The sequence below is a fragment of the Algoriphagus halophilus genome (assembly GCF_900129785.1).
Taxonomy (GTDB): Bacteria; Bacteroidota; Bacteroidia; order Cytophagales; family Cyclobacteriaceae; genus Algoriphagus; species Algoriphagus halophilus.
On the sequence record NZ_FSRC01000003.1, the window covers coordinates 26,186 to 48,275 of the forward strand.

General features: G+C 39.0%; 23 protein-coding genes. 13 read left to right on the forward strand and 10 right to left on the reverse strand.

The window, feature by feature from the left end:
- The gene (truA, locus tag BUR11_RS16870; protein WP_074226202.1) at positions 1–759 is read right to left on the reverse strand and encodes a tRNA pseudouridine(38-40) synthase TruA; all 759 of its coding nucleotides are present in this window, start codon (positions 757–759) and stop codon (positions 1–3) included.
- Between the two features lie 101 nt (positions 760–860).
- On the opposite strand from truA, the gene BUR11_RS16875 reads away from it, so the two are divergent.
- Positions 861–1,337, forward strand: a complete 477-nt coding sequence (locus tag BUR11_RS16875) for a DUF4293 domain-containing protein (RefSeq protein WP_074226203.1) — start codon at positions 861–863, stop codon at positions 1,335–1,337.
- Between the two features lie 48 nt (positions 1,338–1,385).
- Here BUR11_RS16875 and BUR11_RS16880 read toward each other — a convergent pair whose 3' ends face one another.
- The 3 genes from BUR11_RS16880 to BUR11_RS16890 are packed head-to-tail and all read right to left on the reverse strand — an operon-like array spanning position 1,386 to position 3,377.
- Positions 1,386–2,144: a hypothetical protein gene (locus tag BUR11_RS16880; protein WP_074226204.1), complete on the reverse strand. Its 759-nt coding sequence runs from the start codon at positions 2,142–2,144 to the stop codon at positions 1,386–1,388.
- Between the two features lie 28 nt (positions 2,145–2,172).
- Entirely contained in the window at positions 2,173–2,850 is a 678-nt protein-coding gene (locus BUR11_RS16885) for a hypothetical protein (protein ID WP_074226205.1), read from the reverse strand.
- Positions 2,847–3,377, reverse strand: a complete 531-nt coding sequence (locus BUR11_RS16890; protein WP_074226206.1) for an RNA polymerase sigma factor — start codon at positions 3,375–3,377, stop codon at positions 2,847–2,849. The genes BUR11_RS16885 and BUR11_RS16890 overlap by 4 nt, the downstream gene beginning before the upstream one ends.
- A 287-nt stretch (positions 3,378–3,664) precedes the next feature.
- Here BUR11_RS16890 and BUR11_RS16895 point away from each other — a divergent pair, with 287 nt between their 5' ends.
- On the forward strand, positions 3,665–4,765 hold the full coding sequence (locus tag BUR11_RS16895; RefSeq protein WP_074226207.1) for a trans-sulfuration enzyme family protein: 1,101 nt from the start codon (positions 3,665–3,667) through the stop codon (positions 4,763–4,765).
- A 289-nt stretch (positions 4,766–5,054) separates the two neighbouring features.
- Here the strand turns inward: BUR11_RS16895 and BUR11_RS16900 are convergent, their stop codons facing one another.
- Positions 5,055–5,420: a cupin domain-containing protein gene (locus BUR11_RS16900; protein ID WP_074226590.1), complete on the reverse strand. Its 366-nt coding sequence runs from the start codon at positions 5,418–5,420 to the stop codon at positions 5,055–5,057.
- 111 nt (positions 5,421–5,531) lie between these two features.
- Positions 5,532–6,272 carry an MBL fold metallo-hydrolase gene (locus BUR11_RS16905; protein WP_074226208.1) on the reverse strand — a complete coding sequence of 247 codons (741 nt, stop codon included), beginning with the start codon at positions 6,270–6,272 and terminating at the stop codon, positions 5,532–5,534.
- A gap of 249 nt (positions 6,273–6,521) precedes the next feature.
- On the opposite strand from BUR11_RS16905, the gene BUR11_RS16910 reads away from it, so the two are divergent.
- Both BUR11_RS16910 and BUR11_RS16915 read left to right on the forward strand, forming a co-directional pair.
- Complete coding sequence (locus BUR11_RS16910) at positions 6,522–6,896, forward strand: PAS domain-containing protein (protein WP_074226209.1); 375 nt, start codon at positions 6,522–6,524, stop codon at positions 6,894–6,896.
- Positions 6,893–7,738 (forward strand): MBL fold metallo-hydrolase, encoded by an 846-nt coding sequence (locus BUR11_RS16915; protein WP_074226210.1) that lies wholly within the window; start codon positions 6,893–6,895, stop codon positions 7,736–7,738. Before BUR11_RS16910 ends, BUR11_RS16915 begins: the two co-directional genes overlap by 4 nt.
- A 1-nt stretch (position 7,739) precedes the next feature.
- On the opposite strand, the gene BUR11_RS16920 is transcribed toward BUR11_RS16915, so the two are convergent.
- The 4 genes from BUR11_RS16920 to BUR11_RS16935 all read right to left on the reverse strand — a co-directional run bounded on the left by BUR11_RS16920 (position 7,740) and on the right by BUR11_RS16935 (position 13,660).
- Positions 7,740–9,278: a YifB family Mg chelatase-like AAA ATPase gene (locus BUR11_RS16920; protein ID WP_074226211.1), complete on the reverse strand. Its 1,539-nt coding sequence runs from the start codon at positions 9,276–9,278 to the stop codon at positions 7,740–7,742.
- Between the two features lie 402 nt (positions 9,279–9,680).
- The gene (locus BUR11_RS16925) at positions 9,681–10,046 is read right to left on the reverse strand and encodes a hypothetical protein (RefSeq protein ID WP_074226212.1); all 366 of its coding nucleotides are present in this window, start codon (positions 10,044–10,046) and stop codon (positions 9,681–9,683) included.
- A gap of 26 nt (positions 10,047–10,072) precedes the next feature.
- Positions 10,073–11,905, reverse strand: coding sequence for an ABC transporter ATP-binding protein (locus BUR11_RS16930; RefSeq protein ID WP_074226213.1), 1,833 nt, complete (start codon positions 11,903–11,905; stop codon positions 10,073–10,075).
- Between the two features lie 54 nt (positions 11,906–11,959).
- The gene (locus BUR11_RS16935; protein ID WP_074226214.1) at positions 11,960–13,660 is read right to left on the reverse strand and encodes a hypothetical protein; all 1,701 of its coding nucleotides are present in this window, start codon (positions 13,658–13,660) and stop codon (positions 11,960–11,962) included.
- A gap of 181 nt (positions 13,661–13,841) precedes the next feature.
- On the opposite strand from BUR11_RS16935, the gene BUR11_RS16940 reads away from it, so the two are divergent.
- The 9 genes from BUR11_RS16940 to BUR11_RS16980 all read left to right on the forward strand — a co-directional run bounded on the left by BUR11_RS16940 (position 13,842) and on the right by BUR11_RS16980 (position 22,026).
- Positions 13,842–14,090 carry a type B 50S ribosomal protein L31 gene (locus BUR11_RS16940; RefSeq protein ID WP_074226215.1) on the forward strand — a complete coding sequence of 83 codons (249 nt, stop codon included), beginning with the start codon at positions 13,842–13,844 and terminating at the stop codon, positions 14,088–14,090.
- A gap of 69 nt (positions 14,091–14,159) precedes the next feature.
- Entirely contained in the window at positions 14,160–15,356 is a 1,197-nt protein-coding gene (locus tag BUR11_RS16945) for a GlmU family protein (RefSeq protein WP_074226591.1), read from the forward strand.
- A gap of 12 nt (positions 15,357–15,368) precedes the next feature.
- Positions 15,369–16,499, forward strand: coding sequence for a DNA polymerase III subunit (locus BUR11_RS16950; protein ID WP_074226216.1), 1,131 nt, complete (start codon positions 15,369–15,371; stop codon positions 16,497–16,499).
- Between the two features lies 1 nt (position 16,500).
- Positions 16,501–16,950 (forward strand): ATP-dependent zinc protease family protein, encoded by a 450-nt coding sequence (locus BUR11_RS16955; RefSeq protein ID WP_074226217.1) that lies wholly within the window; start codon positions 16,501–16,503, stop codon positions 16,948–16,950.
- 29 nt (positions 16,951–16,979) lie between these two features.
- Positions 16,980–17,891 (forward strand): 30S ribosomal protein S6--L-glutamate ligase, encoded by a 912-nt coding sequence (rimK, locus tag BUR11_RS16960; RefSeq protein ID WP_074226218.1) that lies wholly within the window; start codon positions 16,980–16,982, stop codon positions 17,889–17,891.
- Entirely contained in the window at positions 17,888–18,826 is a 939-nt protein-coding gene (hemC, locus tag BUR11_RS16965; protein ID WP_074226219.1) for a hydroxymethylbilane synthase, read from the forward strand. The genes rimK and hemC overlap by 4 nt, the downstream gene beginning before the upstream one ends.
- Entirely contained in the window at positions 18,823–19,671 is an 849-nt protein-coding gene (locus tag BUR11_RS16970) for a peptidylprolyl isomerase (RefSeq protein ID WP_234982188.1), read from the forward strand. Before hemC ends, BUR11_RS16970 begins: the two co-directional genes overlap by 4 nt.
- Positions 19,643–20,578 (forward strand): SDR family oxidoreductase, encoded by a 936-nt coding sequence (locus BUR11_RS16975; RefSeq protein WP_074226221.1) that lies wholly within the window; start codon positions 19,643–19,645, stop codon positions 20,576–20,578. The genes BUR11_RS16970 and BUR11_RS16975 overlap by 29 nt, the downstream gene beginning before the upstream one ends.
- A gap of 62 nt (positions 20,579–20,640) precedes the next feature.
- Positions 20,641–22,026 (forward strand): sodium-dependent transporter, encoded by a 1,386-nt coding sequence (locus tag BUR11_RS16980; protein ID WP_074226222.1) that lies wholly within the window; start codon positions 20,641–20,643, stop codon positions 22,024–22,026.
- Positions 22,027–22,090 lie beyond the last annotated feature (64 nt).

Below are 22,090 nucleotides of genomic sequence, written 5' to 3' on the forward strand. Positions count from 1 at the left end.
TTAGTCTAAATAAATTAGTTCTGGGTATTTAATCCGGCTTAAAAAAAGCCCTTTAGCAGGAGCTGATTTCCCCGCTTTTGTTCGGTCTTTTGCCAAAATAATTTTCTCCATGTCCTCTGGGCTTCTTTTACCAAGTCCAATTTCCATTAAAGTACCGACAATTGCTCTCACCATTCCACGTAAAAAACGGTTTGCGGTTATATGAAATACCAATTCATTGTCGTTTTGTTCCCAATGGGCGGAAAATATGTTGCATCGGAAATGATTTACTTCGGTATTTACTTTGCTGAAACACTCGAAATCCTCCTGAACTAACAAAGCTTCTATGGCTTGGTTCATTTTTGAGACATCAGGTTGGAAATAACTTAACCAAGCTAAATCTTCCAGAAACGGGTCCTTTCTGAAAATGATTCTGTAGAAATAAGACCTTTCATCCGCATCAAAACGGGCATGAGCATCTTTTTTTACTTCTCTAATTTTATGAATCGCTATTTCCTTTGGTAAAATACCATTGATCGCTTTCATGAATCTGAATTGATCAATTTCCTGTTCCCAATCAAAATGACATACCTGCATGGAGGCATGTACGCCAGTATCAGTTCTGCCGCTACCCATAATGGAAATCTCACTTCTGAAATAGGTGGAAAGAGCTGATTCAAGGCATTCCTGAACAGTAAGAGCATTGTTTTGCTTTTGCCAGCCATGAAAGGGAGTCCCTTTATAGCTTAATTCAAGAAAATATCGTTTGGTTTGGTTCATCGGGTGCAAAGATACTATTCCAACTCAAAAGAGGTAGAGAAACCTTCAATCCTTGTGATTGATCTGATAAGCCTGTTAATTTGCAAAAAATTTCAAATCTAATGATTCAACGAGTTCAAACAATATTCCTGTTTTTAGTGGCAGTCGCTATGGGGATAACCTTAAGTATGGAAATTTGGCATCAAGTGATTCCAGATTCAGGAGAAAGTTTTTCTTTGACCGCACTTTTTTTGGAAAAATATGATGCTTCAGGGGAAGTATTACTTTCAGAATCTAAATGGTATATCGCTGCATTGGCCTCATTTGTAGGGTTTTTGGCAATCATTTCGATTTTCCAATTTAGAAATAGAGGTAGGCAAATGATGTTGAATATGGTCAATTCATTGGTCATGGTAGGCTTAGTTGCCACTATTTTCATAACTACGAATGGAATTAATTCTGAACTTTCCTTATCTCAAAGCGGGGATTACAAGATCGGTTTTTGGGTAGTTCTTGCTGCCATGGTTTGTAATATGCTTGCCAATCGATTCATTAGAAAAGATGAAGCTTTGGTAAGATCCGTAGATAGAATCAGATAAATCTTTCTGATATTAAGAAAAAAGCCAGCATTCCGCTGGCTTTTTTTGTTACCAAAACCTAATTCCGACTGTAGGATAAAAAGTCTTGAAGTTTTCTGTGCTGATCACCCCTACTTGGATGGAAATATTTTTGTTGAGTTTTCGATTGTAAAATGCCTGCATGGTGGTTCCAGAAAATAACTGGCTTTTGTTTTCATTAATCAAATATCCGACACCAAATGTATTTCTTCTAGGCCCTTCTAGATTCCCGAATTCCCAGGAAAATTCTGCATTGACAAACCAGCTGCTATTGACCTTAATATTGTTTTCGATTCTTTCGGGAAAATAAATAGTGTTGATGATGGAACCGCCCATTGAAAAATTCCTCCAATTGAGATGAGCTCTAAAACCTACCACTGGGGTGAAATCTCCTCCTGTAAAATCCAGGCCAACCGGAAAGGTCATTTCAAGGCTGTCCACATAGGGTACATATTTTTTCTCTAGTTCATATTTTACATGGCTGAGAGTAGTTTTAGGGAATTCCTTTCCCAATCTATAAGCTAATGTGGTGGATTCAGGAAAGTCAGTTGCTTTTTTTAGTAAGGGTTCAAACTCTTCCTCTAATTCTGTCACTGAAAACTCCTGGTTGTTAAAATAAATAATCAATGAACTTGCGTTGGGGAAGTCAAATATCAAGGTGTCTGTAATTGGCCAGTCTCGGTCCAGCCATTCTTGATTGGTATTTCCCAGTTGGTTTTCTAAGGCTTGGGCTCTCGCTTGAAAAAAGCATAGGAATGCCAGGCAAGATGCGAATAGGTATCTTTTCATGAGTTTTACTTTTATCTGTTTGATGGAATTATTTTCTTTTAAAATCTATTTGGATCGTCCGTTTTGAGGGTTCAGCTTTTCCTATTTGTTGATGAATACCTATTTCAGGTCGTTTCCCAAATTGTGTTCTGATTTTTATTTTTTCCTGAATCTCCCAAGCGATTGTCACTTGGTGGTAAGATGGAGCTTTTTGAGGCAGGCTTCTTTCTGGAATAATTAGGCTGGAAGCCTCTAGACCATTGTTCTTTATTTCGGTTATAGCTGGTTTATCCACTTTTTTTGGAACTGATACATCCTGTCTCTTTTTCTCAATATTGTCTTCGAGTGGAATAGGGGCGTCCTTTTGAAGTTCTTCGGGAGAATTTTTCTTTTCTAAAATTATTTCTTTTTCTACTGAGGGAGCTAAATCCAAATCATCAGAATTTATTGCTACTTGGTCTTGTGGGTTTATGGTAGTAGAATTTTGGTTCATAAAATAGATCCCTGAAAATGATACGATCAATATGATCGCGGCTGCAATAGACAGGTATTTCCATATTGGTATTGGTGCTTCCTGTTGATCCAGAATATTCTCAATATTACTCCAAAGTTCTGCTTTTGGACTTCTTTCGGGAAGTTCTGTGATTAATCCTTGGAGCTGGTTATCAAATTCCTTTCGGGTTTGAATTCTACTCCATAAATCAGGATTTGGATTAAATTCTTTCATGCCTGTAGGAGATTAGTGATTCTGGATTTTAATAAGGTTTTTGCATAATGAAGTTGCGATTTGGAGGTGCTTTCTGAAATCCCTAATAACTTGGCTGACTCTTGATGAGAGTAACCTTCTATTGCCACTAAAACGAAAACAGTTCTGGCTCCGTCAGGAAGGCTTTGAATGGCTTGGTCCAAGACTTCCGCATCAAACCATGCATCAAAATTTTCGGTAGTTGCTGGATTATGGTCTTCAATCGGAGCAAAAAGAATCTGTTTTTTACTTTCCTTAATTGCTTTCCGAATTGTAATGGTCTTCATCCAAGAAATAAGTGCTTGTGGATGTTCGAGTTTTCGTATGTTTTGAAATACTTCCACATATGCATCCTGCAATACATCATTTGCTTCGTCTTCATTGGCCAACACTCTATAACAAATGGAATACAGCATACTTTTGGTTAATTCAAAAAGCTGGAATTGAGCGGATCGGTCTTGTTGGATTACCTTATTGATTAACTCTGAATTTAGCTTTTGAATACCCATAATTTTACTGTCTACTTAAAAGAGAGTATTCCAAGCGAAAAGGTTGGAAAGACCTTAAAAAAATGTTGCCTCTCTTAAATAGTGTGTACTTAAAATTTAAAGGATTCTCTTAATAGTATTGGTATTTGATTAGAATCTTTAACAAAGGCAGAGAATTAGAGATTTCCGGTTTTTAGAAAATCATATTCTTCAAAGACTGAATAAACATTGGTGTAAAGCTTCTTCCTTTCTGGAGATAATTCTGCTAATTTCCATTTCTGATTAACAAGACATAAATAATCAAGAATATGAGGTTTGAAACAATCGCAATTCATGGAGGGAATTTCGTGTCGGATTCTGAAAAACCAGTAATCCAGCCTATTACCTTGAGTACCACTTTTATTCATCAGGAAAACTCCATGATCTATTCTCGGGCAAATAATCCCAATAGAGCTTCTTTGGAAAAATTATTGGCAAGTTTGGAAAGAGGAGAAGACGCAGCAGCTTTCAGTTCGGGGAATGCGGCTGGAATAGCTGTATTTCAAGCTTTGAAGCCTGGTTCTCATATTATTGCTCCAGATGATATGTATCATGGTTTAAAAAAAGGAATTTTGACTTTGTTTGATGGAGTATTGGAGGCCTCATTTGTGGATATGACTGATTTAGAGAAAGTACAGGAAGCTTTCCAGGAAAACACCAAATTGGTCTGGGTAGAAACACCATCCAATCCCTTGTTGAAAATTTCTGATTTAGAGGCAATTTCAAAATTGGCAAAATCAAAAGGTGCGATCCTTGCCTGTGACAATACCTTTGCGACTCCTGTTTTTCAAAACCCGTTGTTATTAGGAGCTGATTTAGTCATGCATTCCAGTACTAAATATTTTGGAGGTCACTCTGATATTTTAGGAGGAGCCTTGGTGACAAAAGAAAAAAATGAATTCTGGGACAAAATAAAGAATGTGCAGACCACTGGTGGGGCGGTTCCTTCCCCAATGGATTGTTACTATTTATGTAGAAGTATAAAAACTCTTCCTTATAGAATGAAAGGACATGCTGAACATGCAATGGTATTAGCAAATTATTTATCTCAACACCCAAACATCGAAAAAGTCTATTATCCTGGCTTGAAAAATCATCCAGGTCACGACATTGCTGCTCGGCAGATGACAGGATTTGGAGGAATACTCTCTTTTCAAGTAAAAGGGGATGCTACAACAGCAGATATGCTGATTTCAAAGTTAAAGTATTACACAAATGCCACGAGCCTTGGAGGAGTAGAAAGCTTAATAGAGAGAAGGGCTGCTTCCGAGGGACCCGATACTAAAACTCCACAAAATTTAATTAGACTCTCTGTAGGCTTAGAGCATTTAGATGATTTGCTAGAAGATTTAGACGAGGCTTTGAAATAAAAAAGGCCGCAAAAAATGCAGCCTCATTTCTTAAGGGAACTTAAGGTGGTGATTCAATCAACTTTTACTCATTTGATTTGACAATAAATTAAATACTTTTTTTTGAATATGAACTACGTTTTAAGAAATGTTTTTGTTTTTTAGGGAAAAATTGAATGATTTAAAGAGAATAAGTAAGAAGGAACTTAAAATTACGTTCCAATAGTCTACATTTTGTTACTTTTTCGATTGGTAGTTTAATTCTGCAATCTCATAAAATTTAAATTGCCTTAATAAAATCACATGAGTTTTAAAGTTTTTCCAATTCTGACTTAGTTAAATCCCCAACCGTATTACCTGTATTCAAGGTACTAGCAGGTTCAAATAAAAGAACTGAAACTTCTTGGGAAGCGACAGGTCTGTGCTCTACTCCTTTCGGGACAATCAAGAAGTCGTTTTTGTTTAAATGGATCGTTTTATCCCTGAATTCCATATCAAACTCTCCTTCAAGGACTAAGAAAAGCTCATCCTCATGTTCATGGTGATGCCAAACGAACTCCCCTTTAAATTTGACCAGTTTAACTTGTTGCTGATTTAGTTCGCCAACTATGCGTGGGTTCCAATAATCTGAAAATTGAGCTAGTTTAGCTGGGATAGAGACCTTATCTATGTTCATTTTTTGTATTGTTATAGGACGTATTGCTGCAGTTTGTTTACAGGGCAAATGTATCCTTAATGACATTACCAAGGGACAAAAAAAATAGGCAGTTAATTCTGCCTACATTTTTTAGTTGCTTGGATACCAGTTTTTAAGTCTTACTTCAACTTCAGGCGCATTGGTGTTAACCAGAGATTTGAATTTCTCAACGTCTGCAAGGCCTTCGGTGCCACGATAGTGATAAGGATATACAATGGAGGGTTTAAATTCTGAAACAGCGTCAGCAGCTTGATCCACATCCATGGTGTAAGGTAGGTTCATACACACGAATGCCACATCAATTTCTTTTAAATCTCGCATTTCAGGAATGTCTTCTGTGTCCCCTGATAGGTAAATATTTTTACCACCCATACTAATCACATAGCCATTTCCTCTTCCTTTGGGATGCCTGCTATCATCAGTTTCTGGAAGATTGTACATAGGGATGGCGGAGACAAGAATTTCTGATACTTTTTGGCTTTGGCCATTACCCATCACTAGTATTGACTTTGATTTGGATCCATCTAGCTGGTCTGCCACTGCTTTTGGAGCTATTATAGTTGCTTTGCTCAAATCCAGTCCTCCCAAAGTTTCTTGGTTGAGATGGTCCCCATGAATATCAGTGATCAATACAATGTCAGGCGTGTTTTGTCCATCAAATGCAGAAGCTCCTCCATAGGGATCTACATAGATTGTTTTTTCTTGGTATTCTATAACAAGAGTTCCATGTAAAATTGGAGTGATTTTGATGTCTCCTGAATTGGTAGGGATTACATCTTGCCCAAATAAAGTTATGGGTAAAAAGAGGAATGCGAATAAAATATTTTTCATAGTAAGTGGTTTTAAAGCTTAATTTTAAGATACATAACTTGTTGAAAATTTGAAATTTATCCAGCATGAATCCATGCTGGAAAACTGATACTTCATAACTGTATCCTAAGGATTTTGTTATCGGTGCCTTTAATTGGAAATCATATTTGGATTATTGATGAGTTGTGCAGGTGTTTTTATAAAATAATTGCTATATTCTATCACTTTTCGCATTTTAACTAAATAATAAGATCAGTGCAACCAATAGAAATGATTCTAGGTAGGCAATTTGCAGATAGTATGAGCATGCCGGTATTTTTAGTTGACACAGAAGGGACATTAGTTTTTTATAACGAACCTGCTGAAGCTATTCTTGGGTTAAGGTTTGGTGAAACCGGAAGTATGCCTGTGGAGGAGTGGTCTACGGTTTTTACTCCCACGGATATGGATGGTAAACCTTTACCACCAGAAGGACTTCCATTGGTTCAGACTTTATCGAATCGAAAACCGGCTCACGGTTCATTTTATATTAAAAACTTAAAAGGAGAACGCCATCTTATTACGGTGACCTCTATTCCATTGGAGGGAAGGCCAAATAGGTTTTTAGGAGCAATGGCATTATTCTGGAATTCTAATTTCTCATGATTATAAAAGTTTGGGGCTGTAGGGGATCTTTACCGTCTCCGGGGCCTGAAAATATTATTTATGGAGGGAATACTTCTTGCGTGCAAGTGTTGTACAAGGATACCTGTGTGATCTTGGACGGAGGGTCTGGAATTCAAAGATTGGGGAAATTTCTAAACCCAAAAATTAAAGAAGTCCATATCCTTTTAACGCATTTGCACATTGATCATACGATGGGTTTAGGCTTTTTTCAGCCATTATACCATCCTGATATAACAGTTCATCTTTGGGGCCCTTCTACCGCTGTCGAACCTTTATTGCATAGGCTCAGAAGGTATTTTTCTCCACCCTTATTTCCCGTAAGGATGAATGAACTTCCCAACCATCCGGTTATTCATGAGATTGATAATTCTGAATTTATGATAGGGGAATTGAAAATCAAGTCTGAATATATTTGTCATCCTGGCCCAACTTTGGGATTTAGGATTGACGATGGGGAATGTGTATTTACATATCTGCCAGATCACGAACCATTTTTGGGTTCGGCCAATTTTCCTTACGATCCAGAATGGACCAGTGGATTTGAGCTGGCTAGAAATGCGGATCTATTACTGCATGATGGAGAGTACACTGAAGAAGAATATAAAGGTAAAATTGGATGGGGGCACAGCTCAATAGATGGGGCCATCGATTTTGGTCGGCTTTGTGGCGTTCGAAAAATGGGGATTTTTCACCATGATCCTTTAAATTCAGATGAGAAGCTGGAAGAAATTTTTAAACAAAGTATGGAGTTTAAAGATCCTCAATTTATTGTCGAACTCTGTAAGGAAGGCAGTGTTTATAACTTAGGTGGTGGGGAATAAATCAACCCGCCCACCCTTCTCGGTCTAGACTCCTGTATTGAATGGCTTCGGCGATATGTTCTACTTTTATCTGATCCGAGTCAGAAATATCTGCTATTGTTCTGGCTACTTTCAAGATTCTATCATAAGCTCTTGCTGATAGCCCAAGTCTTTCCATCGCTGTTTTCAAAAGAATTTTACCTGCCTCATTGATTTCACAAACTTCTTTCACTTGGTGAGAGGGCATCATCGCATTGCAAAATACTTCCGGATTATCCTTGAAACGTTCTTTTTGACGCTCCCGACCAATAATTACTCGTTCTCGAATATTTTGACTCGATTCGCTTTTTCGGGTGGAAGTCATTTCTTCAAACTTAACTGGTGTGACTTCTACATGTAAATCAATTCGATCCAGAAGTGGGCCTGAAACTTTATTCAGGTAACGTTGAACAATCCCTGGGCCACATACACATTCTTTATCAGGGTGATTATAATAACCACATGGGCATGGGTTCATACTGGCGATCAACATGAAATTGGCAGGATAATCCACGGAGATCTTTGCTCTAGAAATAGTCACTTTTCGTTCCTCCAAAGGCTGTCGCATGACCTCCAAAACCGTTCTTTTAAACTCAGGTAATTCATCTAAAAATAAGACCCCATTATGAGCAAGCGAAATCTCTCCAGGTTGCGGGTTTCCTCCACCACCGACAAGCGCTACATCTGAGATTGTATGATGCGGACTTCGAAATGGTCTTTGTGCAAGCAAACTTCCATTCTTGTCTAATTTTCCTGCCACAGAATGTATTTTGGTAGACTCCAATGCTTCTTGCAAGGTCAACGGAGGTAAAATGGAAGGAAGTCTTTTTACCAGCATGGTTTTTCCAGCTCCAGGAGGGCCAATCATAATCACATTATGACCTCCAGCAGCCGCAATTTCCATGGCACGCTTGATGTTTTCTTGCCCTTGAACATCGGCAAAATCAAATTCGCTTTCATTTAACGAATGGTAGAAAATATCTCTGGTATCAGTAACCAAGGGATCTATTTTCAAATCACCTTGTAAAAATTGCGATGCTTCTTCCAGCGTTTTTACTGGAATGATATCCAGATTATTAACTATGGATGCCTCTTGGGCATTTTCTGAAGGAAGAATGAAACCCTTAAACCCTTTTTTTCGGGCCTCTATAGCAATAGGCAGTACTCCCTTGATAGTTCTCAACTTACCGTCCAGTGCAAGTTCTCCCATAATGATGTATTGATCAAGTTCAGGAAACTCTACTTGCTCTGATGCTTGTAGAATCCCCATCGCAATAGGCAAATCATAGTAAGAGCCTTCTTTTCTAATGTCTGCTGGAGCCAAATTGATGACTACCTTTTGTCGGGGCATTCTGTATCCAAAATATTTAAGTGCAGATTCTACACGCTGCTGCGATTCTTTGACTGCAGAATCAGGTAACCCTACCATGTAAAAACTGGTCCCCTGTCCCACATTTACTTCGATCGTAATCAGGTTTGCATCTACGCCAGAGACTGCACTTCCAAAAGTTTTTGCTACCATAATTAAAAATGAAAAGTTTCTTTTATTTAATATACATGTTTAGTTGAATTAAATCTTTATTTTCAAGGGGTTTCATTGATTTAGCCTAAAACCAAACCCTCATTGTGTAAAAATGATGAATACGAAGGTCAGTCCGATTTTAGTGATGTTTCTCAATAGATTGAGATGTAGATTTTTGTTGTTTTCATTACCGAAAAAATAAAGAGTTTAGTTTGAAAGAGCTTCATGGATGGTGGGTGAATTTAGTGGTTTGGGATTAATGTTGCCCAATTTTCAAGTTAAATGCAACTGCAATTTTATTATTGGAAAACAGTAAGTCTAAGGAGATAAGAAAAATAGATTGCAATAAAAAAGGAAACCTTATAGGTCTCCTTTTTTATTGATTTTTTTAAGGATTGAATCCTATTCCGTAAAATTTTGTCTTGGTTTAATTCCTGAGCTGTCAGGATCCGTTGGTTTTGGTTCTTTACTTTTAGGTGTACTTGGAGTATCCGGATGTTCTAAGTCATATAGCTTGGCTTTCAGTTTGTTCATTTCGACTTCTTTTTTTGAAAGCTGGTCTGACTGGCTTTTCATAGCGAAATACGCTCCTGCCCAAGTGAGAAGAACCAATACTAATCCTGCTAGAAATATTTTGACAAGGCCATCAGAAGTGATTTCTTCCATTCCAAACATGCTCCCTAGCGTGTTGAATGCCATAAAAAAGATGAGATATGCCACGAAAAAGATCAGCAGTGCTATTTGGGCAAATTGATGGAATTTCTTCATTTCAACTAATATTTTTTACGAATATACTAAACCGACTGTATACTGGAAAGTTTCTGGTAAAGCCCTTCTTGTTCAATCAGTTCAAGATGAGTTCCTCTCTGAACAATTTCTCCTCTTTCAATAACTAGAATTTCGTCTGCATGTTGAATAGTACTGAGTCGATGTGCAATTACCAATGTCGTTCTGTTGGACATTAATTTAGTAAGCGCCTCCTGTACTAATAACTCTGATTCAGAATCCAAAGCAGATGTCGCCTCATCCAAAATCAAGATAGGAGGATTCTTTAATACGGCTCTTGCAATGCTGACACGTTGACGTTGGCCCCCTGACAGCTTGGAACCTCGCTCTCCAATTGAAGTCTGATAGCCGTTTTCCAATTGGGAAATAAATTGGTGGGCATTGGCAATTTTTGCAGCTTCGATTACCTGCTGCTCAGTCGCATTTTCAATCCCAAACGCTATGTTATTGTAAACAGAATCATTGAAGAGAATTGATTCTTGCGTAACAATTCCCATCAACGCTCGGAGGTCTTCTAGCTTAAACTTTTTGAGATCATTGCCATCTAGTAATATTTGTCCCTCACTTGGGTCATAAAACCGTGGCACCAGATCTGCAATTGTAGATTTTCCACCTCCTGATGGACCTACTAAGGCAATGGTTTTCCCTCTTTCTAATTTAAAATTGATGTTTTTGAGGACCAATTGATCTTGGTAGGCAAAGCTTACCTTCTGGAAAGAAATTTCTTTTTCAAAGGAGTTTAAAGTCAGGGCTGGTTCTGCAGAATTTATCTGAGGAGGGGTATCCACTACTTCAAAAATTCTTTCTGCAGAAGCAATGCCTCTTTGAATACTGCTGACTGCTCTTGAAATTTCTTTGGCTGGATTGAGTACTTGGGTGAAAATGATGATATAGGTAATAAAATCACTGGCTCCCAATTGTGAATTACCACTCAAAACCAAACTTCCCCCATATACCAAGATACCCGCAACTACTGTGACACCCAAGAATTGGGAAATTGGAGAGGCCAATTCATTTTTACGGGCCATATTAATATTGACACCTGAGTAGTAATCTGTTTCTCGGTCAAATTTCTTTTCCATGAAGTTTTCCGCATTAAATGCTTTGATCACTCGCATACCACCTAAGGACTCGTCCAAAATATTGACCAGTCTGCCTAAGGATTGTTGGCTTTCTACCGCCTTCTTTTTTAACCTTCTGGTGATCCCACCAATAATGGCTCCGGTGATTGGGATAATTAGAATGGTAAAAAAAGTAAGCTTGGCAGACATGAAAAATAATACGCTGAAATACAAAATGATGGTCACAGGTTCTCTAAATACCACTCTTAAAGACTGGACAATGGTGTTTTCAACCTCTTGTACATCATTGGTCATCTTGGACATTAAATCTCCTTTACGCTCATTGGAGAAATAACCGATATGCAATTGACTTACGTGGTTGAAGATATCCATCCTCATCTTTTTTATCACAATCGCTCTTACTTTGGCAAGCACCACTCCCGATAAATAAGTAAAGAGGTTAGATAAGAATACCGATACTACAATAATAATACAGACATAAAAGAGTGTGCCAAGTTTGCCAAACTCCTCGGCTACCTGCAGGAAGTTGTAATTGAATAAATGGGTGAAATATTCAATTGAAAAACTAAAATCTGGCTTTTGTTGATAGGCAGACAACACTTCTGGGTCCACTTGTTCAAAGATTACATCAAACAGAGGCTTGAGGAGCGTGAAATTGAGTAACCCAAATACAATGGATAGAAATGCGTAGATAATATAAATCGGAACAAACCTTCCATAAGGCTTGGCATAGGCCAATATCCGCAGGTATGTTTTCATGTAAGTAAATCCTGAAAATAAGCTCGCAAGTTACGGAATTTCCTGCGGCATACTTTAGTAATTGTAATCCGGTCTAATGAAGTTCCATCGAAATGCTAATTGAAGGTAGTTATTGGTAGCTGGCGCATCCAAATCCTGGGCAGTCCTTCTTCTCCAAGTATGGGAAGCATCGATAAAGAAATTATGCTTTAACATGTAGGAAGCATTCAGATGAGTTTGCACCACTTTATTTTCAATTCCCTGACCAATTTCATTCCCAAACAATCCCGTTGGGCTACCCTCTAACCTGTTTTTTAGCACATCTCCACCCCAATTAGTTTCTTCATCCGGATCAGCTCCATACAATTGGTACATGCTTTGAAAAGTAAGACTTAATCTAGGAAGGGGTTGGTAACGTATGATTCCAAGCATTTCTCGAAAATTGGCGCCACGGGGATGTGTCAATGGAGTTCGCCAGTTACTATAGGATTGATAATCGTTTTTCTCCTGGAATGTGTATGGTCTTGCAGAGTTGAATTCTAATTGAAGGTCTAAGTTTGAAACTTTCAGTAAGTCGTAATACTTCAAACCTGCCTGAATTCCATATTTATTTCTTTTGGACCCTTTTCCATCTTGTCCAAAAAACTCTGAGAAAACGAATTCATCCAAAGCAAATTGACCATAAACCTGCATGCCTGGATAGAAATTCCATTTGCCATCCAATCCCAGCATTACTTTGTCTGGAGTGCCCAGGGATTGCTCTACCCAGCGGTAAAAGACGATTGGGTTGAAATAATTGAAATCAGCTTGGTCGGTCATGACAGATTCAAAGAACCCTAGATTGGCGTTTTTGCCGATGTTGAATCCCAGGCGGTGGAAGGAAAACCATTTTTGAGGATACCTTCCGTCCGTAGGTCTACCTCGATCATAATCTACATCAGCTGTCATTTGCGTCCAGATATTCGTCAACTGAAATTTCCATATTCGGGTATTGAACTTGACAAACATGTAGGGATTAGAAAAGTCCGAGAGTAGAAAGGATCTATAGCCTTCTCCGATAAAGTTGCGATCATGGCCTACTTCGATTTCAATATGCTTGGTGATATTGAAACTGACGTGGCCCAATGCAGAGAAGTAACTGTAGCCATTGGTATTGTATTGTTTCCAAAAACCTTCCCCTGGCACAGCTCCATTGTGGAGGGCGTACCCTTTGACCCACGTTGGGAAAAATGCTTCTGAAGAAGTGAAATAGGTATAGAACCCTACCTTTTTGTCAATAGACCCTCTCAATACTACCCCCCTAGAGAGGCGATTTGGGTTTTGATCGTTATCTGGTTCGAACCCCCCGTTCAAGTAAATCACAGGACTTACATGAATGTCAAAATCTTCACTATAATAGTGTGCAAAGTCTCCAGGTCTTCTATACAGAGTTTTCAAAAAAGGCTTTTTTGACTCTGGGGTTTCCCGATCGATAAATTCCCAATTATCCTGACTTAGGTAGGCCAAATTAAATTCATCCGATCTGGACTGAATAACCTCCGAATTTGCAATGCTATCTAAATACTTGGCGACATCATCCCTTCGGTAGGGTTTGGTAGCCGTGTGAAAGAACGAATTATTTTTGCCCTGAAGGATTTGATACCGATCTATTAGATGATAATAATCTCGGTCAAACGGGATGTAAGACCCTTGTGCAGATGCCAAAAAAGGAGAAGAAATAAGACAAATCAGGATAATCCAAAAGAGTCCAGTCGATCTAAGTAGTTTTTTTTGCATTGGATTAAAGCTAAAAAAAGCGGATGATTCTTAAATAAAGAGAGTATTTTTGAATTTCGAAGCCAAAGATCCTAGTTTTTAATAATTCATTTAGAAATACTTTAGAAAGATTTTGTGGATTTTCTGAAAAAGGGTAACTTTGTGCCTCATTTGAAAAAGGTACAATAAAACTAACGATACAATGAAAGCCGATATTCATCCAAACTACAGAGACGTGGTTTTCTACGACACTTCTAGCGAGTTCAAGTTTTTGACCAAGTCAACTATCGAAACTAACGAAACCATCGTTTGGGAAGATGGTAATGAATACCCTGTATATAAAATTGAAGTGAGTTCTCAATCTCATCCATTCTATACTGGTAAGAAAATGATGCTTGATACAGCTGGTAGAGTTGAGAAATTCAACAGAAGATACGCTCAGAAGAAGTAATTCTCCTGCGACACATTCTAAAAAGTCTTCCGGAGCATGGATTCCGGGAGACTTTTTTATTTTTGCCCCATGGATAACTTGTTATTATTTGATGATCCGGCGATTCGGGGATCACTACTCCCTTTTACTTTTACCAGGCCGGTGGCAGATATCCGAGTGGGGATATTAAAAATCTCAGAAAAATGGAGAGTCCATTTAGGCGCTGAGATATCTTACCTTACCCAGAAATACCTCAAAGACAGGTTTCAAAGAAAACCAGGTACGCAACTTGCCATTAATGGAGCCTGGCTTCCTAATGAGCAAGCAATAGCCTGTTTGAAACAATTGAAAGAAAATCAGGCTTTGTTCTTTGGTAAAACTCTATTGGCGTCTTATATCGGTGAAACTGAGAAGAACCTAGATTCAGCCAAGGAGAAAGAGGCTATTCAGTTGGATTTTGATCCTGTTCTGATTCAGAAAAGCAGTACTATCTTTCAGTTGAACGGTGCTGAAATTGCCTCGGATTTTAAGCTGATTACGGAAGGGAGGGAGTCTGCTTTAATTACAGACCCTCATACAAAGGTCTATGCCCCTGAAAATATATTTATTGAACCAGGAGCAGTCATAAGAGCTGCGGTGTTAAATGCAGAGAATGGTCCGATTTATATTGGGAAAAATACAGAGATCCAGGAAGGTTCTTTAATTCGTGGTCCGTTTGCTCTTTGTGAAGGTTCTACAGTGAACATGGGGGCAAAATTGAGAGGAGATACGACCGTGGGTCCCTTTTCAAAAGTGGGAGGTGAAATCTCCAATTCTGTGATCTTTGGTTACAGTAATAAAGGGCATGAAGGATTTTTGGGAAATTCTGTCATTGGAGAGTGGTGTAATTTAGGAGCAGATACCAATACCAGTAACCTGAAAAATAATTATGCATCCGTCAAGATTTGGGATTATACCAAAGGAAGCTTCGCAGATACAGGATTACAGTTTTGTGGATTGATGATGGGGGATCATGCCAAATCTGGGATAAACACCATGTTTAATACGGGAACTGTAGTAGGGGTTGGGGCCAATATTTTCGGAGGTGGATATCCCCGAAACTTTATTCCTTCCTTTTCTTGGGGAGGAAGAGAGGGCATGTCTACTTACCAGTTCCATAAATTTAAAGAGACTGCTATTGCTGTGATGGCAAGAAGAAAGGTAGAATGGACAAAAAAAGATGAAGAAATTCTTCATTGGATTTTTGAATTAACCAAAACCTATAGAATTTGGGAAACTTCTTCCTGAATAAATTAAACCATGCTATTTGCTGATATTCCGGGTTTACCCGAGACCAAAGAAAATCTGATCAATGCTGTCAAAAACAATCATTTGGCACATGCATTACTTTTTCATGGGCCCGAAGGCTCTGCAAGCTTGACCATGGCATTGGCGCTTTCTACTTATTTGTTTTGTCAGAATCCAGGTGAGAAAGATTCCTGTGGAGAATGCTCCTATTGCAAAAGGATGGAAAAATTAATTGTTCCGGACTTGAACTTTGCATTTCCTTCTATTTCAAAAGATAAAGAAGGAGAAGAGGATGAGAAAAATAATGAACTGGCCAATTGGAGGACTTTTGCATTGGAACAGCCATATGGCAACATGCATGACTTTATATACTTTAATGGTTTTGAGAAGAAACAATTAAATATCTCGAAAGGCGCAGCCAGAAAGATCATTCAGTCTTTGTCTTTGATGTCTTTTGAAGGAGGGTATAAAGTGATGTTGATTTGGGGAGTTGAGTATCTACACCCTTCGGCAGCCAATTCTCTTTTGAAAATTATTGAGGAACCGCCTGCAAAAACTGTGTTTATGCTGGTTACTTCTCAACCAGACCAATTGCTGACCACCATTCTGTCCAGGACTCAAAAGGTAATGGTAAGAGCCTTTTCTGATGAAGAGGTAAAAAATCATTTGGTGGAATCCGGGCAGTGTGAAAGTAAATTGGCGGAGCAAATATCCATGCTGGCTGATGGCGATTTAAGAGCTGCCTATCGCTTAGTCAATGAGGTGGAGGATGAACAGGTAAGCAAAATAAGAGAATGGTTTCTACTGTGCTACAGCAAGAAATTAAAGGACTTGTTTGAACTGGCTGACAACTTCCATAAAATTGACAAAGAGGCTCAGAAATCTATGATCCTTACTGGTTTGAATGTATTGAGAGAAATTATGCTCAAGAACTTCAGTTTGGAGGAACTGCTGAGAACGACAGGAGAAGATCGTGGTTTTATTGAAAAAATTTCCGGAAGAGTCCTTAAGGAAACCCATGTGATGGAGTTGTACGAATCTTTCAATGAGGCCCACTATCATTTGGAACGTAATGGGAATGCCAAAATGATATTTACTGACCTTTCTATGAAAGTTTTGCTTTCAATGGCAAAAACCAGTTAAAATGGAAAAGAAAGTTATTGGTAGAAAAGAGAAAGTTTCCATTCCGGATTTTGACCTTGATCTGGTTTGGGCAAAAGTAGATACAGGTGCCTACACCAGCAGTATCCATGCGGAAAACATTCAGGTAAAAGAAGAGGATGGGAAAAAGGTACTTACCTTTCGGGTATTGATGCCTGGACATAGATCATATACAGGTAAAGAAATAAAGGTGGATCGGTTTCGTGAGAAAAGTGTTAAAAATTCATTTGGACAAGCAGAGACCAGGTATTTAATCCAAGTGACATTTCAACTTGCAGGGGAAGAATATCCTGCGGAATTTACTCTTTCGGACCGGTCCAAAATGCGTAATCCTATTTTACTAGGTAGGAAGATATTGAAGGATAAGTTTCTTGTAGACGTATCAGGTTATAATCTAGCTAAAGTTTACCGCCAAAAACCAAAAGAGAAATAACCAATTTCTTTTAGGAAAAATTGAAAATCATGAAAATTGCAATCCTTTCTAGGAACCCAAATTTATACTCCACCAAAAGGCTTTTGGAAGCAGTTCATGCTGCTGGCCACGAAGGAATGGTGATCAATCATAGTATTTGTGATATTATCATTGAGCAAGAAGGCCCTTCTATTATTTATAAAGGAGAAAAAATTACTAACGTAGATGCCATCATTCCAAGGATAGGAGCTTCAGTTACTTTTTATGGAACAGCTGTAGTAAGACAATTTGAGTTAATGGGGGCTTTTTCTGTGGTGAATTCCCAAGCGATAGTGAGAAGCAGGGATAAACTAAGAAGCTTGCAGATTTTATCAACAGCGGGTTTGGGCATGCCTAAGACTGCCTTCACCAATTTTTCCAAAGGGGGAGAGAAGCAATTAATTGAGCAAGTAGGTGGAGCTCCTCTGATCATCAAACTATTGGAAGGAACCCAAGGATTGGGAGTGGTTTTGGCGGAAACAAAAAAAGCTGGACAGTCAGTAATTGAAGCCTTTCATGGATTAAAGGCAAGAATTATTGTCCAAGAATTTATAAAAGAGGCAAAAGGAGCCGATATTCGCGCTTTCGTTGTCAATGGAAAGGTAGTAGGGGCCATGAAACGACAAGGTGCTGAAGGTGAATTTAGATCCAATCTCCACCGCGGAGGAATGGCTACAGTCATAAAACTTTCGAGAGCTGAGAAGGCTGCTGCCTTAGGAGCTGCAAAGGCCTTGGGATTGGATGTTGCTGGTGTAGATATGTTACAGTCGGCCAGAGGCCCATTAATTCTTGAAGTAAACAGTTCACCTGGACTAGAGGGAATTGAAAAAGCTACTGGAATAGACATCGCAGGTGAAATCATTAAATTTATAGAAGGCGGAGTAAAGAGAAAAAGAAACTCCGGTAGAGTCACTAATCAATGAGCAGATTGATCAAAATAGGAACTAGAGGAAGTAAACTGGCCTTGTGGCAAGCATACCATGTAGAACAACTTCTTCAAAAGTCCGGACTAGCCACAGAAATTGTCATCATTGATACAAAAGGAGACCAAATCTTAGATGTGTCTATTTCTAAAATTGGGAGTAAAGGAGTTTTTACCCAAGAATTAGAAGATCAATTACTGGATGGAAGAATTGACATTGCGGTTCACAGTGCCAAGGATATGCAGTCAAACCTTCCGGATGGCTTTGAAATTATTGCATTTACTGAGAGGGAAATTGAAAATGATGTGATTGCCTCACATAAAAAAGGGATCACACTTTCGGATAGCTCCCAACCTTTGGTTTTGGGGACTTCCTCTACCAGAAGAGTAGCCACCCTCAAACACTTTTACCCACATGTCAAGACTGTGGAGGTAAGAGGGAATTTGCAAACCCGAATTCGAAAAATGGAAGATGGGCTTTGTGATGCACTTTTGCTCGCCTATGCAGGAGTTCATAGAATGGGCTATGATGAGATGATTGTAGAAAAGTTGAGCTTGGAAGAATTTACCCCTGCCGTGGGCCAAGGTTCCGTAGCCATTGAAGCTTCCAGCACTTTAGATCCCAAAGTAAAAGAACTCATCATTTCAGCGTGTAACCACCGGGAAACAGAAATCAAATTGCGTGCAGAGCGAGGCTATTTGCGGGTCTTAGAAGGGGGATGTAGTATTCCGGTCTTTGCTTTGGCTGATAATCAAGGAGATACCGTTACTTTGAAAGGGGGGATAGTCAGTTTAGATGGGAAAGAAAGAATCAGTGTTTCTGTAAGCGGAAGTGCAGATCAACCGGAAGCGTTAGGAGAGAAATTGGCAGAGGAAGTATTTGCAAGAGGTGGTAAAAAGATATTAGATCAGATAAAAACAACATTGAACAAGTGAGGAACCCAATTAAATTAGTCCTTTGGGCTGTTCTGTTGATCAGCTCTTTTTCTTGTGGTGGGGATCAGGATTATGTGGCCACGATTCATACCGAATTTGGAGATATAGTCGCAGTGTTTTTTGACGATACCCCAGTTCATAAATCCAATTTCATTTCCCTTGCGGAAGAGGGAAGATTTGATTCTACCGAATTTCACCGGGTAATGAAAGGTTTTATGGCTCAAGGAGGAGATGTCTTCACAAAAGAAGGATTGGATCCTGCTACCTGGCCTACCTTACCTGCTGAAATCACCTCGAATCATTTTCATCAACGCGGGATGATTGCAGCGGCACGCCAACCAGATGGAATAAATCCTGAAAAACGATCCAATGGATCCCAGTTTTATATTGTATTAGGTAAAGTATATTCTGAAGATGAATTGATGGTGGATCTGAGTTTACTTCAGCCTGCTTTTATGAAGTACATTCAATTGGGAAGCCAAGAAGAATTAAAAAATGAATATGTGAGGTTATATGAGGCTCAGGAATTTGATAGTTTGACGTCATTGCTGATATCAAAGAGTAAGGAAATTGAAGAGTCGCTGAATATTAATGTGACTAAAAATTTCTCTCCTGCCCAAGTAGAAGCTTACACGACGGTAGGGGGAACTCCCCACTTGGATGGCGAATACACGGTTTTTGGTCAGGTAGTTCAGGGAATGGATGTGGTAGATAGAATTGCTGAGGAACCAACTGGTTTTCGGGATAAACCAACCGACCCGGTTTGGATGACTGTGACAGTGGAAAAAATGTCTAAGGATAAAATTGAGAAAGAATATGGGTTTGTCTACCCCAAAAATAAGTAAGCAGAAAATAGCGATTACTGGGGTAAACGGATTGCTTGGCCAAAAGCTAGTAAGCCAATTAATCGACCGAGGGACCTTTGAAGTCATTGGTTTTGGAAAAGGTGCATGCCGAATTCCCAATCAGGAATTTGAATATGTAACACTTGACATTACAGACGAGTCAAAAGTACATTCAGAAATTAAAAGGGTTCATCCTGATATTATTATTCATGGTGCAGCGATGACCAACGTAGATGAATGTGAACTTCACCAGGAGGCCGCCTATAAAGTTAATGTAAAAGCCACTGAATACTTATTGCGAGCTGCAGAAAGCGTGGGAGCACACTTTATTTTTGTTTCCACTGATTTTATTTTTTCGGGAGAAGAAGGTCCTTTAGATGAACAGGCAGTTCCTGCTCCGGTGAATTATTACGGGGAGACGAAGTTGGAGGCAGAGCAATTGGTGCAAGCTTCCGCAACTAAATGGGCAATTGCAAGGACCGTGCTGGTGTTTGGTATCGCACATGACATGAGTCGCAGCAACATTATCCTTTGGGTAAAGTCTTCATTGGAATCCGGAAAAAATATTCAAGTAGTCGATGATCAATTCAGGACTCCCACGCTTGCAGAAGATTTGGCAGAGGGTTGTATCTTAATTGCTGAGAAAGGAGCTGAAGGAATATTTAATATTTCTGGTCCCGATTTTCTTACTCCTTATGAGATGGCCATGGTTACGGCGGACTATTTTGGCTTAGACAAATCCCTTATCGCAAGAGTTGATTCAAAAACATTTACTCAGCCAGCAAAAAGACCCCTTAAAACAGGATTTTCTATTGAAAAAGCCAGAAAAGTCCTTGATTTTGAGCCTAAAACTTTCCGAACGGCAATTGGTATTTTATCAAAACAAATTATCTTAGCCAGCTCGTAAAACAGCTAGTCTTACCCAATATTTAACTTTAGTATCACTCAAATTTAATTAAGTAATAATTTATGGCAGCAAGTCCAAACACCGAAGAAAGAGGTCAGTGGGGGTCGAGCCTCGGATTTATCATGGCCGCAGCAGGTTCGGCAGTAGGTCTGGGGAACATTTGGAGATTCCCGTATCTAGTAGGTGAAAACGGAGGAGGCGCTTTTGTTTTTGTATACATTATTTGTGTACTCTTAATCGCTTTACCTCTTTTGTTCAATGAAATTGCTTTAGGTAGAAAATCAGGTAAAAACCCAATTGGAGCCATTCGTGAAACAGGAGGGAATAAATTTTGGCAAATAGCAGGAGTACTTTGTGTATTGGTCTGCTTTTTTGTTTTTAGCTACTATTCAGTAATCGCTGGATGGACGGTAGGGTATATTTTTACCGAAATCATCAATATTCCTATTGATTTTGAGGTGTTTGTAGAAACTCCGATGTATGTGATTCCATTGACTTTCATTTTCATCATGATGACGATCTTGATCGTTTTAGGGGGAGTAAGTGGAGGAATTGAAAAAGCATCTAAATTTTTGATGCCTGTATTATTCATTATTATCATTTTCATTGCTGGAAGGTCAGTTACACTGGAAGGTGCTGAAGCTGGAATTGAATATTACCTAACCCCAGATTTCTCCAAGATTAATGCTACTGTGATCCTTCAGGCACTCGGTCAAGCATTCTTCTCCATGTCTGTAGGATGGGGTTTGATGATTACGTTCGGCTCTTATTTACCTAAAAGTGCCAATATCATCCAGTCTTCTGGTTGGATTGCTGGGATGGATACTTCCGTAGCACTCCTAGGTGGTTTAATGGTTTTCCCGGCGCTTTTCGCCTTATTACCTGGAAAAGATCCTGCAGCAGGACCAGCATTGGTTTTTGATGTACTTCCAAAGGTATTTGATGCCATGCCAGGCGGTAATATTATTGGAGGTTTGTTTTTCATTTTATTGATGGTAGCTGCTTTGACCTCCACAATTTCCATGTTGGAAGTACCAGTTGCATATTTGATTGATGACAAAAAGTGGGGAAGAAAAAGAGCAACGTGGACAGTAGGTATCGCAGCCATGTTACTATCTGTGCCTTCAGCTTTGTCCCAGATTCCTGGTAACTTCTTTCATTCTTTCCATTTAAATTTCTTCGGTAACCAACTGGAAGGGTTCTTCGGAATCATGGACTTCGTATTCGGTACTTTCGCAGTGATTGTGATTTGTCTGATGTTAAGTTTGTATACAGGTTGGGGACAAAAGCTCTCCGATTATGCAGATGAATTGGCTTCAGGAGCTCCTGGGTTTAAAGGTTTGTTTAGAACAGGATGGATGTTCTTCATCAAATGGGTTTGTCCGATTGTTATCATCTTGTTGATTTTAAACATGGTTGGAGTATTTGGGGATCCTCAAGCTGCATAAAACCAATACTAAGAATTAAATAAGGGGGCTTTTAAGCTCCCTTTTTTTGTTTTGAATAAATATC

What these genes read in the sequence shown, in the direction of transcription:
- truA (WP_074226202.1), bottom strand. Translation starts at nt 759, where the DNA reads ATGAACCAAACCAAACGATATTTTCTTGAATTAAGCTATAAAGGGACT.
- BUR11_RS16875 (WP_074226203.1), top strand. Translation starts at nt 861, where the DNA reads ATGATTCAACGAGTTCAAACAATATTCCTGTTTTTAGTGGCAGTCGCT.
- BUR11_RS16880 (WP_074226204.1), bottom strand. Translation starts at nt 2,144, where the DNA reads ATGAAAAGATACCTATTCGCATCTTGCCTGGCATTCCTATGCTTTTTT.
- BUR11_RS16885 (WP_074226205.1), bottom strand. Translation starts at nt 2,850, where the DNA reads ATGAAAGAATTTAATCCAAATCCTGATTTATGGAGTAGAATTCAAACC.
- BUR11_RS16890 (WP_074226206.1), bottom strand. Translation starts at nt 3,377, where the DNA reads ATGGGTATTCAAAAGCTAAATTCAGAGTTAATCAATAAGGTAATCCAA.
- BUR11_RS16895 (WP_074226207.1), top strand. Translation starts at nt 3,665, where the DNA reads ATGAGGTTTGAAACAATCGCAATTCATGGAGGGAATTTCGTGTCGGAT.
- BUR11_RS16900 (WP_074226590.1), bottom strand. Translation starts at nt 5,420, where the DNA reads ATGAACATAGATAAGGTCTCTATCCCAGCTAAACTAGCTCAATTTTCA.
- BUR11_RS16905 (WP_074226208.1), bottom strand. Translation starts at nt 6,272, where the DNA reads ATGAAAAATATTTTATTCGCATTCCTCTTTTTACCCATAACTTTATTT.
- BUR11_RS16910 (WP_074226209.1), top strand. Translation starts at nt 6,522, where the DNA reads ATGATTCTAGGTAGGCAATTTGCAGATAGTATGAGCATGCCGGTATTT.
- BUR11_RS16915 (WP_074226210.1), top strand. Translation starts at nt 6,893, where the DNA reads ATGATTATAAAAGTTTGGGGCTGTAGGGGATCTTTACCGTCTCCGGGG.
- BUR11_RS16920 (WP_074226211.1), bottom strand. Translation starts at nt 9,278, where the DNA reads ATGGTAGCAAAAACTTTTGGAAGTGCAGTCTCTGGCGTAGATGCAAAC.
- BUR11_RS16925 (WP_074226212.1), bottom strand. Translation starts at nt 10,046, where the DNA reads ATGAAGAAATTCCATCAATTTGCCCAAATAGCACTGCTGATCTTTTTC.
- BUR11_RS16930 (WP_074226213.1), bottom strand. Translation starts at nt 11,905, where the DNA reads ATGAAAACATACCTGCGGATATTGGCCTATGCCAAGCCTTATGGAAGG.
- BUR11_RS16935 (WP_074226214.1), bottom strand. Translation starts at nt 13,660, where the DNA reads ATGCAAAAAAAACTACTTAGATCGACTGGACTCTTTTGGATTATCCTG.
- BUR11_RS16940 (WP_074226215.1), top strand. Translation starts at nt 13,842, where the DNA reads ATGAAAGCCGATATTCATCCAAACTACAGAGACGTGGTTTTCTACGAC.
- BUR11_RS16945 (WP_074226591.1), top strand. Translation starts at nt 14,160, where the DNA reads ATGGATAACTTGTTATTATTTGATGATCCGGCGATTCGGGGATCACTA.
- BUR11_RS16950 (WP_074226216.1), top strand. Translation starts at nt 15,369, where the DNA reads ATGCTATTTGCTGATATTCCGGGTTTACCCGAGACCAAAGAAAATCTG.
- BUR11_RS16955 (WP_074226217.1), top strand. Translation starts at nt 16,501, where the DNA reads ATGGAAAAGAAAGTTATTGGTAGAAAAGAGAAAGTTTCCATTCCGGAT.
- rimK (WP_074226218.1), top strand. Translation starts at nt 16,980, where the DNA reads ATGAAAATTGCAATCCTTTCTAGGAACCCAAATTTATACTCCACCAAA.
- hemC (WP_074226219.1), top strand. Translation starts at nt 17,888, where the DNA reads ATGAGCAGATTGATCAAAATAGGAACTAGAGGAAGTAAACTGGCCTTG.
- BUR11_RS16975 (WP_074226221.1), top strand. Translation starts at nt 19,643, where the DNA reads ATGGGTTTGTCTACCCCAAAAATAAGTAAGCAGAAAATAGCGATTACT.
- BUR11_RS16980 (WP_074226222.1), top strand. Translation starts at nt 20,641, where the DNA reads ATGGCAGCAAGTCCAAACACCGAAGAAAGAGGTCAGTGGGGGTCGAGC.